The sequence below is a fragment of the Exiguobacterium sp. R-17 genome (assembly GCF_049913315.1).
Lineage (GTDB): Bacteria > Bacillota > Bacilli > Exiguobacteriales > Exiguobacteriaceae > Exiguobacterium_A.
Map to the genome: position 1 here is coordinate 973,293 of NZ_CP184372.1, position 14,973 is coordinate 988,265.

Sequence of the window (14,973 nt, forward strand, 5' to 3'; positions counted from 1 at the left end):
AATGAGGGTGAAGCGTGTGCAATTGATCATTGCTGAAAAACCAAAACAAGCTGAAAAACTGGCAGCTCCGTATCCGTCTGTGAAGCGGGACGACTACATCGAAATCAAACCGTGTGACCGATTTCCGCAAGGGGCAAAACTCGCCTACGCGGTTGGACATTTATGCGAATTGCAGGAGCCGGCGCATTATGACGCCAAGTGGAAACGATGGAACTATGACCATTTGCCAATTATCCCGGAACGATTTGATTACCGACTGGCAAAAGGTAAGAGTAAACCGTACCAAGTCATCAAGAAATTATTGAATGAGCGGACGACGACTTCCATCATTATAGCATCGGATGCCGAGCGAGAGGGAGAGGCAATCGTCCGATTGATCTTACGTCTCGCGAACAACGCGAAACCACTGCAACGACTCTGGATTTCGAGTTTGACGCCTCAAGCCGTTGATCATGGGTTTGCGAACCTGCTCGATGGTAAGGAAACAGAGAACATCTTCCATGAGGCGATGAGTCGCGCTTGCGCCGATTGGCTGATCGGGATGAATGCGTCCCGTGCGTATACGACGTTACTGAAGAAGAAGGGCATCGCCGACGTTTTTTCCCTCGGACGAGTCCAGACACCGACGCTTGCACTGATCGTTGAACGGGAAAAACAGATCGAGAATTTCTTACCGGAGACGTACTACGAAGTCGAGGCGGATTTTACGCAATACAAAGGAAAATATATCAATGCGAAGAAACAGACGAAACTGAGTGACCGGGAACAGGCACAAGCGATCGTGGATCGGACGAAAGGAACCGGAATCGTCGCATCGATCGAGAAAAAACGGCAGACGGAACGTCCACCGTTTTGGTTCAGTTTGTCGCTCTTACAAACAGAAGCGAGTCGACGGTTTGGTCTCGGTGCAAAAGAGACACTCGATATCGCGCAAAAACTCTATATCCGTGGTTGGATCAGTTATCCGCGAACGGACTCTTCCTTCGTGACGAAAGAGGAGGCGGGACAGTTCCCGGTCATTCTTGATCGGTTATTGAAGCAAGCGGAATATAGCCCAATCAAGGATGTCCTGACGAACAATCCAGCTAACGATAAACGCTACGTCAATCCGGCAAAGGTCAGCGACCACTATGCGATCATTCCAACAGAAGAGGCGGGTGCCGTCGCGAAGCTCTCTGGACGAGATGCGCAAGTCTACGATTTAATCGTTCGCCGTTTCCTTGCTGCCTTTGCACCGGACGCAGTCTCGGAGAAGACGGAAATCGTGACGACGCGTGAGATGGACCGTTTTTTGACACGCGGCAGTCGTACGATTGATCCGGGCTTTAAACAAGTCTTACAAATCGAATCAAAGGAAGTCGAATTGCCAGCCGTCGAACGAGGACAAGAGATGCCGATCAAAGGCTGTCGTCTGCTCGAGAAACAAACGGAGCCGCCGAAACGCTATACGGAAGGGAAACTCATCCTCGGCATGAAAACAGCTGGTAAATTACTCGAAGATGAGCTGCAAGCGATTATGAAGGAAGTCGAGGGACTCGGGACGGAAGCGACCCGTGCCGGGATCATCGACGGACTAAAACGGCGGGAATACATCAAACTCGTCAAAAAAGAGATTCATCCGACGCCAAAAGGTCGGATATTGATCGATGCCGTGACGGGGAGTATTCTTGCTTCGCCAGAGATGACAGCGAAGTGGGAGAGCCGTCTCGAGCAAATCGGTAAAGGGGAAGCGTCTGCCGCCCAGTTCATTGAACAGGCGAAGAAACTGTCGGAGCATCTCGTCGTTGATGCCAAGCAACGGATCGAACAACTCGCTGTTGATCCGACGCAAGTCAAGAGTAAGTCTCCGCGGGGTGCAACGAATCGTCCGGTCGGTCCGTGCCCACTGTGTCAATCAGCGGTGCTTGATCGTGGGAAGTTTTATGGCTGCAGCGGCTATCAGAAGAACAACTGTGGCTTTACGTTACCGAAAACGATCCTTGGTGCCAAATTGACACAAACGGAAGTCAAAAAAGTACTCGCAGGTCAAAAAACAAAGCCACTCGAGATGAAAAAGAATGCGCGCCAGTTTAAGGCGATGCTTTATCTCGAGCGCGATCAATTAAAATTCGAATTCACGAAAGGGGAAGACTGATGCAATACGAACTGATTCAAAATCAATCATTTCGTCCTGTCTTTGAACGACTGTTACAGGAAGGGCGCCGCTTGACGGTCTGGTTTCCGGATCATATCGAGGTACAGTCGGCAGAAGGACTGGTCGAAGAAGCAGAAGAACTGTTTGGTGTGACAGCGGAAGTGATCGATGATCCACAATCATTCGGCAAGCATATCCTGCTTCCGTACTTGATGGAAGTCGAGCACCGGGAAGATGGATTCATCCGCTACGAAGCTGAGCTGACGGAAGAATTACGCCAACTCGTCCGCGAATTGACATTACCGATGTTGACGGAAGGCGACTTCGAAGTGTTGTATTCATATCAAATCGAGACGGAGACGGAACGCTTCTTCGTTGAAGACTGGTTCCAAGCTGACTTACAAAAACTACCTAACTAGGTGAAACTTTCTTGATCAGGATGACGTAATATAGCTTAACGTCATCATACTGTTCAATTGGAGGGTTCATCATGTTTACAGTAGCATTCATGGAAAGCGAATTGGGAGGCGACGGCTTCTTCTCGGGCATGCCGATTTTCATGGTCGGATTTTTTATTCTCATCATCGGGTTCATTCTGTTCGGAGTCATCTCTGCAGCCTCAAAGGGAATCTCAACGAATTCATTGACGCAACAACTGCGCGAGCATGCGGCGCGTCTCGTCAGTCCGAATGAATCGGATGCACTGAATTACTTCGCTTACTTAGAAACGTTGACAAGTTTTCCGGTGGAAAAGACGAATCTCGAACCGTTCCGGATTGCGACCGGTATCTTAAGGCTCATTCAGGGAACAGATCAGATTTCCGAAACGACGAAAAAACAAGTCGTCGCCCAATACTTACGGCTCGGCATTTTGGATGCGGATCATTTAGCGGACGAACAGCCGGTCCGGAGTCATAGTCATAGCCATCACCATCATCATTAAAAAGGGTCCTCAGGGGCTCTTTTTTTGTTGAAAACGATCGAATCGTGACATCTAATTGTCATATACAACGATTTAGATTAAAGTTGTATGAAATTGAAATCTTTTTGAGCAGAATGCTGTGTATCGATTGAAAAAAGTTTACAATGAATGGACGGGAATACCTTTGTTGCTGGAGAAGGATAAAGGGAAAGGAGTTGAATTCCTCCAATGAAAACATGGCTGAATCGAACGATTGGACGGCAAATCATGTCTGCGTTTTATGTGATTTTTCTGACACTGCTGCTAACGACAGGTGGTGTCTACCTATATACGAAACAACAGGTGGATGAATCACGACAAGAATTAAAGATGTTAAACGAACATCGGACACGGGCGACGGATTTATATGAGTCGTGGCAAAGCATGCAGTACGAGATGCGTGGCTTCGTCTTGCTTGGTGACGAAGAGATGTTAAAAGAAATCGAAGCAAAGAAAAATGACATCAATCAACAAACGACTTGGTTCGAGCGCAATGCACGCTTCAAAGAAGAACGACAGTATGCAACAGACGCACGGGAACTCTATACAGCGTATACCCAACGCGTCATGCCGAGCCTCGTCAATTATGTCGCAGCGAAAAAAGACGGCAAAGTGACGGAGCCGTTCTTGAAGATGCCGACGCTTGGAAAGGTTACGAAATCAAAACCACTCGATCCACAGCGGAAGTTCAACATCAAGACGAAGAGTGCAGCTGATATGAGTTCAAGTATCGTTGATATGGAGACGGTCTTCACGAAATATCGTAATTCTTTAAACGATCAAGAGATGGCAGCGCAAGAGCGACTTGGTAAACAAGTGAACTCGTCGCAAATTCTCGGAGCTGTCAATATCGCAATCCTCTTATTGATCACTCTCATTTTCGTCCGACCATTCGTCCGCCGCTTGACGCGTCAGTTGCGTCAGTTGAACCGGGAAAGTGGACGACTCGCTAAAGGTGAGGATGCGACGCCGATCGTCATCACGAATCATCAAGATGAGATCGGTGAGTTGACGACGACGTTCAATCAGATGGCAGCCGCCATTTCGGGGCAAAAACATCAACTTGTCGCAAGCAACGATGAACTACAAAGTCAACAGGAAGAATTAATTGCCCAGCAAGAAGAACTTCAATCGCAACAGGAAGAACTCGAAGAAGCACTCGACATCACGTTACGTAACGAGACCCATTTGCGTTATCGCAATGAGTTGACCGAGACACTTGCGTCTCGCGAAACGTTGACGGCATATCCGGCGATCATCGAAAAATTGATCACGATCACTGATGCGGAGCTCTGAGCAATTGTCTTCCTCGAGCAGGACCGTTACACGGATCTCGTTTCGTACGGGATGACGCCAATTCAGGAACACCAGTTATTACATGCTTCGACGTCATTACTCGAACGCGCACGTCTAAACAAACGCGCCGTTCGCTCGACGAAACAAGTCGCGAGTCATCATCCGCTCCCGTATCCGTACACGATGTACGAAATCGTCGTACCAGTGATGGATCCAGCGTCGAATACGATGATTGCAAGCATTTATCTCGTCCGTTACCGGGATGCTTTTACAGAAGACCAGACGAACGAAATCTGGTCGTTCTCCCGTCAATTGGCACTCTCCTTGCTCCGGATGCGCGTCTTCGAAGAAGTCGAACGAGAACGGGAAAAGACGTCAAAACTTCTCCATTCGATTCGGGAAGCGGTCATCTATATCGAAGGAGAGACGATTTTTGCCAATAAACCATTGCTCGCTTTGTTCCATCATCCGGCGCACGATCAAGTGGCGGAAGAAGGATTGATGACGCTCGACGTCAAAATCGAAGAGTTGGCAGTACAGGTTGATCAACATGAGGCGTTCTTAACCTACATGGATCATGTCTGCAACCAGGAAATTCCGACGGAGAGTTTGGCGTTGTCCTTAAATAAGGAAGAGCGATTCGTCACGTTATATGCAGAGGAAATTCATTATGGTGGCTGTTTCCGTGGCACGATGCTCGTCTTACGTGACGTGACGGCAGAGACAGCGATCGACCGGATGAAATCGGAATTCGTCTCGACCGTATCGCATGAGTTGCGGACACCGCTTGCCTCGATTTACGGCTACACGGAATTGATGCTTGCGCGCGACGTCCAGGAATCAAAACGTCAACGGTATCTCGAGACGATTCATGCGGAAACCGAACGGCTGACGAACCTCGTCAACGACTTCCTTGATGTCCAACGCATGGAATCGAGTCAGCAACAATATGATTTCAAACCGCTTGATTTGACGAAAGTCATTCAGGAAACGGTCGAGTTCCATACGGCTTCGGCAAAAGATCACGAGCTAGTCCTTGATTTTGAAGAAACGACGACGGGGCGGATTCATGCCGACGAACAAAAAATGCGCCAGCTGTTCACGAATCTAATCAACAATGCGATTAAGTATTCACCGGATGGTGGTCAGATCACGATTACGATGCGTCAAGTCGATGATCGTGTTCAGCTAAAGATCGAAGACGAAGGAATCGGTATTCCGCGTCACGCGCTACCACAACTGTTCAGCAAGTTTTATCGAGTCGATAATTCAGATAGTCGAAAAATCGGTGGTACGGGTCTCGGTCTTGCGATTTGTCAGGAAATCGTTCGTTCGCACGAAGGAATGATTCATGTCGAATCAACGGAAGGTGTCGGGTCGGCGTTCATCGTCGAACTACCGATCGTCCAGTCTGTCGTCCCGGTCACGGAATCGGTAGAGGACTGTTGATGTCAAAAACGTTCTTTGATTGAAAAATCAAAGAACGTTTTTTTGTTGGTTTCATCTGCAAAACGGGAACTGATTACTATCAAACAGAAAGGAAGTGAGGAGATGCGGCGAAGCAGATGGCCTTGTTAAGTCCGACGATCACTCATTCTTTGGATCCTGATTGAAGCCAGTAGTTCGTTTATTCCAGCTTATGTGATTGAACGCTTTTACTGGGAAGACCGCGGGATGAGTATTGCCGATGTCGTCATCGCAGAGATCATCTTTGCTTGGGTCATATTGATTGGTGAGGTTCCGTTCGGTTTGTTATCCGACCGGTGGGGTAGAAAGCCGTTTATTCTGGCTGGTTTCGTATGTGAGTGGTTATCGTTTACGGTGTTGCTTGAAGCCCACGTCTATGAAACATTGCGAATGCATAAGAGAGAAGAGCGATTCGAGACGGTCTGGCGAGTGATTTCAATCGGTGGTTTGTTGACGTCTGGACTTGCGGCACTCGTCGGGAGTTACGCCGTGCGATCGGTAGACTTGATCTGGCACTATCACGTGTCCTGGTGGGTTTTGCTCGGAACAGTACTCCTGACGTTTTTCTTAAAGGAAGCAGCGCGAGAACAAGACGGAGAGACGAGTTCGTTGAAGACATTGCTAATAGGACTCTCGTTTCGACGCGTCTACGTCCGAATTCTTTGTCTTGTCTTGTTATACGGGGCGACGATTGATTTCGTTGATGAGTTTTGGCAACTCTATCTACGGGATCAAACGATACCGATGGTCCATTTCGGATTCGTCTTCGTGTTCTTCCAAGTCATGCAAGCGATCGGTGCATCCTTATCACAGTTTCGATCGCCCGTCGGATGGGCGATGATCTATATCGTGTGTCTTGTCGGATTGTCGGTTGCCTCTCCGCTCGTCAGTATCGGGTTACTCGGTACACTGTACTTGTGTTACGGCTGGGCTGAGCCTTATGTGACCACTGTTATCCAAGATATTGCGCCGACAAATGGACGCGCAACGTTTACATCGCTGATCTCAGTCATTGAACGTTTAGCTGTGCTTGGAACCGGTACGCTATTCGTCTTCGTCGAACGTGTCTTCTCGCTTCAGATGACCTATGCCGCGCTCGGTCTCGTCTCACTTATGTTGCTTCTGTTGTATAGTGTGACGCGCACGCGTCAGAACTGAATCAAAAAAAGGACAAAGGTGCATTGACCTTTGTCCTTTTGACTGTCATTTATTACGACACGTGTCGTTGCTCCTGAGAGGAACGTGCTAATAGCTGGCGAGCTGGTTGCCACATTAATAAGGAGAGGGCTCCTGCGAGCGCATAGACAAGCTCGATCGCAAACACATCGGCAAGCCATCCGAACAATAGACTACCGAGACAGAAGCAGAGTGCATACACGGTTTGTTGTACGCTATAGACATACGGTAACCGTTCGAGTGGTGTCGTCGTCTGCAACAACGTATTCAGCTCAATCGCTCGGACTTGACTTGCAAACCCTTGGAACAGACAAGCGATCACGGCAAGTGTGACGATTGGAGCGAAAGCGAACAAGAAGGTCGCAGCAATCGAAAAGCCGATACTTCGATAAAGCAACGAACGCGTTCCACGACGGCGTAACATCATGTAACTGCCGGCGATCATGCTCAGCAGATAGAAGGCATTTAGAATGCCCCACCAGCGTTCCGATAGCTGGAAATGTGTATCGATGTAGACGAGGAACAGAGCAGAAATCCAAGCCGTACTGACGAACGCATCGATTCCGACGAGATACGTGTTGGCTTTCGCGAAAGGATGCGTTCGCGTGTAGCGAATACTCGACCGGAAGGAGACGTCTTCCCCTTCCATCGAAGGGTCGGGGAGAGAGCGGACGCTTCGATAGAACAGATAGCTGATGAGACTCGCACCTAAAAACAGAGCAGCTGAGACGGACAAGACGGAAAGAGGCGATAACAGGCTGACCAGAATGGCACCAAGCGGCCACATGATGAGCTGAATCACTTGATTCGAACCTTGTACGAGACTGTTAGCTTTTTGGACATCCTGACACAGTCGAGGGATGAAGGCACTTTCGATCGGACGAGCAAATCCGTCGAAGAAAGCGATACATCCAACGAGTGCGAGGATAAGTGGCAGTGGTAAATTAAATCCCCAGATGATGCCTAATAGAATCGTCTTGAGGAGTTGACTGCCGAACAACAACGAGGCATGGGGAACACGTTGAGCGACTTGGACGAATAAGAAGCCGCTTCCTGTCATGCCTGCTGTGACGAGAACAGGAAACAGGGCAGAGAGACTCGCTTGCCCTGTCGTTTGATAGATCATCGCGATCAGGGAGACGATATAGAGCGCATCTCCCGCATTCGCAATCCATTGACTGACCAATAAAAGCGTAAACCGGTTCATTCTGAATGACCTCCATATCGTACGTATTTAATTAGGAGTGAGAATTCAGAATGACTTACATTGGACGCCCTCATTTCGTGTTTTTTTCTAGTGTAAGAGGAAAAAAATGGATTGTCAATCAGAATCGTGACGGGAGTTCCGGGCAACGAGTGTAAAGGAATCAACCATCGATGTCGCGGCAGCTTCGTCTTGAGCACGAGATGCCGATAGCTTGATTGGTTTTAGTTGCTGGCGGAATCGGAAAGCCCGTTCGAGTCGACTCATGAATAGATTGCTGAAAAAGACGACTAATGCTAGTCCAATCAGTGGAACGAGGAACATATGGTTGAGCCACGACGTCGCCGAAAACTGATTGTAGTAATAGCCAAACATCGATGACCATTCAAAGATCGTTGGAGCAGTTCCTACATGTAAATTAACTGTTCCGGCGAAGAAAATACCTAAGAGCGATAAATGGATCAGCAACATTAGCGTTTGGATGAATTGTTGCATGAAGACGATCATCAACGTCGGAATGAGGTGTGGCAAAATATGGCGTCTGAACCGATGCCATGGACTACCACCAAGCGTCTGGGCGACAATCATGAACTCTTGACTAAGTAACTGGCGGGTCTCAGCAATCAGATAAAGCGATAAAGAGGGGAGACCAAGCAAAATCAAGACGATCAATTCAAACGATACACGATCAAAAAGTGGTGGGATAGCAGTCGAATCAAAGAACGTAAGTGATGGAAGCAAAATGAGCAACGCGACAAGAGAGAGCGGTAAAACTAAAAACCCATCAAAAACAAGTTTTAAGTATCGATTGACGCGAGCAGTTCGGAAAGCTAGCGGAATTGCGATCACTAGCGAAAGAAACATTCGACCGAGCGCAACAATCATGCAAATACCGGCTGTCCATTTAAATCCTTCAATCATCAATTGAAAGAGGTCATAGCCAGAGCGGTCTGTACCGAGCCATTGATCACTTGACGGTTTTAAGGGAGACGTAGCAAGAAATGTGCCATCTTCAGCGTAACGATTCGAGATTTGATCAACTTGACCATCACGTAAGATCGTATTTCCGAAACTTAGGATCAGTAAAACGGTGGGCAAAAATAGACATAGCCAGAAGACAGGATCTCGCATTAGGGTGCGACGCATCAAATCCCTCCTTTCCAGGCGTTCGGGATCAACCATTCTGCAAGTAAATCCATGATGAAGATTGGTAAATAGATTAAGAACAAGACGACCATTAAAATCGGCATTTGCCCAAATTGAAGAACGAAACGAAACAGGCCTTGGACCTGAAAAGTGTACTCAATGATTAACAAACTTGATAGAATTGTAATAATATTGGCTCTGAAAAATATATAAAACCGATAGACCATCGTCGGAAGTAAATGTTTCCAGAAAAGAGCGGTTGGCTGAATACCTTTTGCCCTTGCGAGTTCAAGGAACGGTGCAGATTCTTGTTCCAGTACTTGTGTCGTCAGCCATTTGATAAAGAAAAATAATGTTGTCAGCGTTAAGGTGGTAATCGGTAAGAAACGAATCGAGTCAGCATATGTTCCTGCAATCTCGATTTTGCTATATCCTGTCATTTTGAATAAATAGATGACAAGGAATTGCGAAAAAATGATCCAAAATAAGTCTGGAACCATCTCAAGTGTGCGTGTCGCCTGTTTCAATAGTGTCCGTGTTCGTTGACCACTTCGATAAAACAGATAGGCGTAAAGAATCGCACTGATCGCGGAAACGATCATTGCTATTGTAAAGATGATCAACGTCTCTTGAATATAGGGCTGTAAAGAAGGGAGTAATAAGACTTCTTTTTGAGCAGACACATTAAAATAAGTGATCTCATTAAGCTTTGCTAGTTGAACGAATTGCTGTTTCAGACCTTCTATGTAGCTTGCTGGATTGAATTTCATTTGTGCGACGAGCGCCGGAAGGGCGCTGATCGCAATCAAGACAAAAAAAGCCACGATGAGCTGCATCGATTTTCGGGCGATAAAAGCCATGAAGTGAGAAACTCCTTTCTTTAGGGTCCTCAACCGATGGCGAGGATCCGGTCATTCCCAATTTGAATCAACTGACTATTCATATGCTTACGGCGAAGCACGTAGCGTTCGAAATGTTGCGTCGCGATGAACGAATCACGCGTCGAGACCGTCGAGAGGGTCATTAAGACATGCTTTAATTGTGGTTGGCCTTCTTGTAGCGAAAGATGCGTCATTCGGTTCGCTCCGTCGAGACGATTGAGAAATAGTTCGATCTTGCAGCCTTCCTTGATTAATTCACTGATCAGGAACGCTGCTTGTTCGATGAATGTCTCGAATTGTTGATGGAGCCCGTAACCGCTTGGTGCCGATAAATTCAAGGCAATCGTAAACGTATCCTGATTGCTTGTTTCGAACACTTTTGCCTGCAATCGACCGGTCTTCGCTGTCGCATACCAATCAATCTCTTTTGACGGTTCTGCCGTATAGGGTTTTGCACCAAGCTGAACGAGCTTGTTCTTAAGTGGCGAGTACCGATCTGGTCGGTCGCCGATCCGTAAACGCTGTAAAAGAAGCGGCGTCGCCTGCGCCGTCAAGGACGGTAAGACTGTAAACGACGGATACGTATCGAACGTAAAGAGATAGACGCCCATCTTCCAAGGCAAACGAATCGTCAAGATGATCTCATCGAACTCCGCCGGTCCGCGGCGAACCGTCTGAATCGGTATTGTTACCGCGTCTTCAGAGTCAATCACCGCATGAAACGTCGCCGGGTGCAGCGGGTCCATCTCCGGGAAGATGACCCCACCATCCGTATGCAAACGAAGCGTCGCTTCGAGTCCGAGCTGACTTAAAGATTCGACACCGAAGACTTGTAGATGGAGCGATGTCTGTTCTTGGTTGAACATCAATGCTTCATAATGCTTCCATTCGATTGCCACGTCCCGTCGGAGCTGTTTTTCTGTTCGACCGACGACGAAATGAATCGTCGCCAAGGCGGCGAACAGAAAACCGAGGATCGACAGACGTGGAATGAAGAGGAAGATGAACGTCATCGCGACGTACAGTGGAAAGAGTCGGCGTTCAAGCCAAAACGGGACGGAACGTTCAATCTGCATGATTCGTCACCCCATCTCGACCGGAACCGGCACGTCGTCCAGAATATGCGTCAAGACAGCCGCTTTCGTCGTCTTGATTCCACCTTCAAGTGTCAGTGTCAGGCGATGAGACAGGACGTGTTTTGCAAGATATTTGATATCTTCCGGGATGATGAAGTCGCGTTGATTCAAGAACGCGTAGCTTTGCGAGGCGCGAAGTAATGCAATCGCTCCACGCGGACTGACGCCGACTTCAATGAGTTCATGGTTTCGTGTCGCTTGGACGATATGGAGCAAGTAATCGAGCACGTCTTGTGATGCATGGACGCGGCGTGCCTCTTCCTGCCAGGAAATCAAGTCACCGCCTGACGCGATGCCGACAGCTGATCGACGGACGTTCGTCAGAATCTCAGACAATAAGCGCCGTTCGTTCTCGAAATCCGGATAACCGACTTCAATTGCGACCATGAACCGGTCGAGTTGGGCGTCCGGTAATGGGAACGTTCCTGCTGACTCGATCGGGTTTTGTGTCGCGATGACGAAAAATGGGGCGGGCATCTGATAGGTCGTTCCACCGATCGAGACTTGACGTTCTTCCATCGCTTCAAGCAATGCCGATTGTGTCCGCGGAACAGCACGGTTGATCTCATCAATCAAGACGACGTTCGCGAACAATGGACCGTGTTTATTCTCGAACTCCTGTGTCTTTAAGTTGAAGAAATCCGAACCGATGACATCGGACGGAAGCAAATCCGCCGTAAACTGAATCCGCGAGAAGGCACTTTCAAAGCTCTGAGCGAGCGCTTTGGCGAGCATCGTTTTCCCTGTTCCCGGTACATCTTCTAATAGAATATGTCCTTCTGCGATGAGTGCCGTCAGACAAAGATCGATGACGTCCGGTTTACCGAGATAGATGGAATTGAGTTGATCTTTTAATTGTTGTAGTTTCATAGGAAATCCCTCCAAAGTTAAATGGTTGAGTAGTGTGCTAATTGTTGTTCAAAGCGGATCACGAGATCGCGAACACGTGAAGACACATCTGATGTATAAAGATAGGGTGATTTTTTAAGAACGATGATTCAGTTGTTTAAGGAAAAAATATCCATATGTACTTAGGAAGATTTTAGCATACTGTGTTAACAAATAAAAATAATTTTCTGAAAATAAAGACAAGGTGAGACGATTCATTTTCAAGTGGTAAGGGTATGATTGAATCAGTGGATCTTGAAAGAGAAAGGATGTTTCGTATGAAACTGATTATTTTTGGAGCGACTGGTCAAACTGGACAAGAACTAGTCAAACAGGCGATTGATCACGGGCATGAGGTCACAGCATTCGTCCGCAGTCCAGAAAAACTGACACTACATGACGAACGGTTACGAGTCGTAAAGGGCGACGTGCTCGATCAAGAAGCGGTAACAGCTGCTGTTGCCGGACAAGATGCTGTCCTGACAGCACTCGGTACGGAGAGTCTTGCGTATAGTGGTTTTTTAGAACGAAGTCTCGTCCGGATCGTGACAGCGATGAAGAAACAGGGGATAGAGCGGATCGGTTATGTCGCGTCTGCCGGTGTCGATGATGAATTACCGGGTGTGCAAGGGATGCTCGCTCAGCGGATTCTGAAGAATCCATTAAAAGATCACCGTCAAGCGATTTCACTCCTCCAGCAGGCGAATCTTGACTATACGGTAGCCCGTCCACTCCGTTTACTGAACGGTCCGTTAACCGGACTCTATCGCCAAGCGGATACAGGTGTACCGGAAGATGCGAAACAAATCAATCGTGCAGATGTGGCACATTTCCTTTTACAGGCGATCGAGACAGAAGATCACATCAAGTCGAGTGTCGGTCTCGCTGAATGAAGAAGAAAGGTCTCGCCCGTCATACGGAAGAGACCTTTTTACGTGATTATTGTTGACGATAGACGGAAACCGAACCACCATTAACGAAGAATTGACCGTAGCCATCTTGATTGATCGTGACCGATGCCGTGTTGTTTCCAGTGATATCCGTCCAGACTTCTCCTTTGTTCTGAAGGCCGACGTACATCCATTTGCTACCGCCAGGGCCGTCTGAGAGGATTGTTGCAAGACCGGATTTTGCCCGATCCGAGACACCTTCACGTGTCCAACCGATGATGTCTTGGTTATCGAGATAATCGTTTTGTTTTCCGAACGCGAAGTCCTTCCGTGCTTTGAGCAACGGATCAATCTTCGAAGCGAGTGCTGGAATTTCGCGGGTCGACGTGCCTTTTGTGCCATAGTAATCACCGTAGAAGACGGATGGATAGCCTTGTTCACGGGTCAGGATCATCGCGTAGGCGAGTGGTTTGAACCATGGTTGAACTGTTGATTCAAGCGATTGTCCAGGTTGCGAGTCATGGTTTTCGACGAGTGTCACGGCTTGGACTGGATTACTCTTGACGAGTGTTCCGTCAAAGATCGTCCGCATGTCGTAGTATCCGCCACCTTTACTTGCTTGCTCGAATTTATAATGAAGCGGGGCATCAAAGACGGATTGTTGGTAATTCGTCCGGCTTAAGTAGTTTTGTAAAGTGCCGAGATCGTTCTGCCAGTACTCGGCGACTGTGAATAGCGGTTTGCCCGTTGTCTGACGAACGTTCGCGAGCCAGTCCGCTAAGTAACCATGTTTGATATGTTTGACGGCATCGAGACGGAACCCATCAAGACCAAGCTCATTGACGTACCATTTTCCCCAGTTCTTCATTTCTTGTTGAACTTCCGGGTGATCAAAATCGAGATCTGCGTACATCAAGTAATCGTAGTTGCCATTTTCAGTTGAAACATCCGTATCCCAAGCTTTACCGGTACCACGGAACTTATAGATGGCGCTCTTTGAACGCGATTGATCCCAATCCGTGCCGTCGAAATGATACCATTTCCACTTGAAGTTCGAGTAGAGGTTATTTCGTGTTGCAAAATTGAAGCCCGTCCACGCCTGGATTTGATAATCGCCCGAGACTTCCTGATTGCGGTTGCTCGGATTGACTTCGACTGCCGTAACGGCTTCGGTAAAATCAGCACCACCTTTATGGTTCATGACGACATCCCCGTACACATCGATTCCAGCGGTATGCAGTTGTCCGATCGCTGTTTTTAATTGCGTTTTTGTTCCGTATTTCGTGCGGACTGTTCCTTTTTGGTTGAACTCACCTAAATCGTATAGGTCGTAGGCACCGTAGCCGACATCGCTTTGTGAAGTTCCTTTGTAGGCAGGTGGAATCCAGACTGATGTAATACCGAGCTGATCCAGTTTCGTCGCGTCACTTCCGAGACGATTCCAATGGTTACCGTCATTTGGTACATACCATTCGAAGTACTGCATCATCGTACCATTGTCAGCTGTTGCACCTACTGCAATCGGTTGCGCAAGTGGCGCTAAAAATGCAACTGAAGCGACGGTTGCTAAAATCCATCCTTTTTGTTTCACAAAAAGACCTCCTTATGATTTATGAAAACGCTTGCATGATTCATTATAGTGAAGCCTTAGAGGAAAGGAATATCGTCCCGGATTCTTATTTGTCAGTGTCTTTCGTTCGTGACTTTTGACCCTAGAATATTTCTTTCGAAGAATTATTTTGATGCAATTAATGTCTTGGACGAAAAAAATCAGGACCATCTAACCGTTGTCTT

General features: G+C 47.7%; 13 protein-coding genes. 7 read left to right on the forward strand and 6 right to left on the reverse strand.

Going from position 1 to position 14,973, the window contains the following annotated elements:
- Positions 1 to 16: 16 nt before the first annotated feature.
- From ACN9MT_RS05040 to ACN9MT_RS05065, 6 genes are all read left to right on the forward strand, one after another.
- Positions 17 to 2,134, forward strand: coding sequence for a DNA topoisomerase 3 (locus tag ACN9MT_RS05040; protein ID WP_426272891.1), 2,118 nt, complete (start codon positions 17 to 19; stop codon positions 2,132 to 2,134).
- The gene (locus ACN9MT_RS05045) at positions 2,134 to 2,553 is read left to right on the forward strand and encodes a hypothetical protein (RefSeq protein ID WP_426272892.1); all 420 of its coding nucleotides are present in this window, start codon (positions 2,134 to 2,136) and stop codon (positions 2,551 to 2,553) included. Before ACN9MT_RS05040 ends, ACN9MT_RS05045 begins: the two co-directional genes overlap by 1 nt.
- A gap of 71 nt (positions 2,554 to 2,624) precedes the next feature.
- Complete coding sequence (locus tag ACN9MT_RS05050) at positions 2,625 to 3,077, forward strand: hypothetical protein (protein ID WP_368915681.1); 453 nt, start codon at positions 2,625 to 2,627, stop codon at positions 3,075 to 3,077.
- Positions 3,078 to 3,284: 207 nt separating this feature from the next.
- Positions 3,285 to 4,391, forward strand: a complete 1,107-nt coding sequence (locus ACN9MT_RS05055; protein ID WP_426272893.1) for a HAMP domain-containing protein — start codon at positions 3,285 to 3,287, stop codon at positions 4,389 to 4,391.
- Between the two features lie 51 nt (positions 4,392 to 4,442).
- Positions 4,443 to 5,840, forward strand: a complete 1,398-nt coding sequence (locus ACN9MT_RS05060) for a sensor histidine kinase (protein ID WP_426272894.1) — start codon at positions 4,443 to 4,445, stop codon at positions 5,838 to 5,840.
- 225 nt (positions 5,841 to 6,065) lie between these two features.
- Positions 6,066 to 7,016, forward strand: a complete 951-nt coding sequence (locus ACN9MT_RS05065; protein WP_426272895.1) for a hypothetical protein — start codon at positions 6,066 to 6,068, stop codon at positions 7,014 to 7,016.
- A gap of 52 nt (positions 7,017 to 7,068) precedes the next feature.
- On the opposite strand, the gene ACN9MT_RS05070 is transcribed toward ACN9MT_RS05065, so the two are convergent.
- The 5 genes from ACN9MT_RS05070 to ACN9MT_RS05090 form a co-directional block, all read right to left on the reverse strand.
- The gene (locus ACN9MT_RS05070; protein ID WP_426272896.1) at positions 7,069 to 8,241 is read right to left on the reverse strand and encodes an MFS transporter; all 1,173 of its coding nucleotides are present in this window, start codon (positions 8,239 to 8,241) and stop codon (positions 7,069 to 7,071) included.
- Positions 8,242 to 8,355: 114 nt separating this feature from the next.
- Positions 8,356 to 9,384 (reverse strand): ABC transporter permease, encoded by a 1,029-nt coding sequence (locus tag ACN9MT_RS05075; protein WP_426272897.1) that lies wholly within the window; start codon positions 9,382 to 9,384, stop codon positions 8,356 to 8,358.
- Positions 9,384 to 10,244 carry an ABC transporter permease subunit gene (locus ACN9MT_RS05080; protein WP_426272898.1) on the reverse strand — a complete coding sequence of 287 codons (861 nt, stop codon included), beginning with the start codon at positions 10,242 to 10,244 and terminating at the stop codon, positions 9,384 to 9,386. The genes ACN9MT_RS05075 and ACN9MT_RS05080 overlap by 1 nt, the downstream gene beginning before the upstream one ends.
- Positions 10,245 to 10,273: 29 nt before the next feature.
- Positions 10,274 to 11,341, reverse strand: a complete 1,068-nt coding sequence (locus ACN9MT_RS05085) for a DUF58 domain-containing protein (protein ID WP_290772679.1) — start codon at positions 11,339 to 11,341, stop codon at positions 10,274 to 10,276.
- 6 nt (positions 11,342 to 11,347) lie between these two features.
- Positions 11,348 to 12,271, reverse strand: a complete 924-nt coding sequence (locus tag ACN9MT_RS05090) for an AAA family ATPase (RefSeq protein ID WP_426272899.1) — start codon at positions 12,269 to 12,271, stop codon at positions 11,348 to 11,350.
- A 296-nt stretch (positions 12,272 to 12,567) separates the two neighbouring features.
- On the opposite strand from ACN9MT_RS05090, the gene ACN9MT_RS05095 reads away from it, so the two are divergent.
- Entirely contained in the window at positions 12,568 to 13,182 is a 615-nt protein-coding gene (locus tag ACN9MT_RS05095) for an NAD(P)-dependent oxidoreductase (protein WP_426272900.1), read from the forward strand.
- Between the two features lie 46 nt (positions 13,183 to 13,228).
- Here ACN9MT_RS05095 and amyS read toward each other — a convergent pair whose 3' ends face one another.
- The gene (amyS, locus tag ACN9MT_RS05100; protein ID WP_426273463.1) at positions 13,229 to 14,752 is read right to left on the reverse strand and encodes an alpha-amylase; all 1,524 of its coding nucleotides are present in this window, start codon (positions 14,750 to 14,752) and stop codon (positions 13,229 to 13,231) included.
- Between the last annotated feature and the right edge of the window lie 221 nt (positions 14,753 to 14,973).

What these genes read in the sequence shown, in the direction of transcription:
- ACN9MT_RS05045 (WP_426272892.1), top strand. Translation starts at nt 2,134, where the DNA reads ATGCAATACGAACTGATTCAAAATCAATCATTTCGTCCTGTCTTTGAA.
- ACN9MT_RS05050 (WP_368915681.1), top strand. Translation starts at nt 2,625, where the DNA reads ATGTTTACAGTAGCATTCATGGAAAGCGAATTGGGAGGCGACGGCTTC.
- ACN9MT_RS05055 (WP_426272893.1), top strand. Translation starts at nt 3,285, where the DNA reads ATGAAAACATGGCTGAATCGAACGATTGGACGGCAAATCATGTCTGCG.
- ACN9MT_RS05060 (WP_426272894.1), top strand. Translation starts at nt 4,443, where the DNA reads ATGACGCCAATTCAGGAACACCAGTTATTACATGCTTCGACGTCATTA.
- ACN9MT_RS05065 (WP_426272895.1), top strand. Translation starts at nt 6,066, where the DNA reads ATGAGTATTGCCGATGTCGTCATCGCAGAGATCATCTTTGCTTGGGTC.
- ACN9MT_RS05070 (WP_426272896.1), bottom strand. Translation starts at nt 8,241, where the DNA reads ATGAACCGGTTTACGCTTTTATTGGTCAGTCAATGGATTGCGAATGCG.
- ACN9MT_RS05075 (WP_426272897.1), bottom strand. Translation starts at nt 9,384, where the DNA reads ATGCGTCGCACCCTAATGCGAGATCCTGTCTTCTGGCTATGTCTATTT.
- ACN9MT_RS05080 (WP_426272898.1), bottom strand. Translation starts at nt 10,244, where the DNA reads ATGGCTTTTATCGCCCGAAAATCGATGCAGCTCATCGTGGCTTTTTTT.
- ACN9MT_RS05085 (WP_290772679.1), bottom strand. Translation starts at nt 11,341, where the DNA reads ATGCAGATTGAACGTTCCGTCCCGTTTTGGCTTGAACGCCGACTCTTT.
- ACN9MT_RS05090 (WP_426272899.1), bottom strand. Translation starts at nt 12,271, where the DNA reads ATGAAACTACAACAATTAAAAGATCAACTCAATTCCATCTATCTCGGT.
- ACN9MT_RS05095 (WP_426272900.1), top strand. Translation starts at nt 12,568, where the DNA reads ATGAAACTGATTATTTTTGGAGCGACTGGTCAAACTGGACAAGAACTA.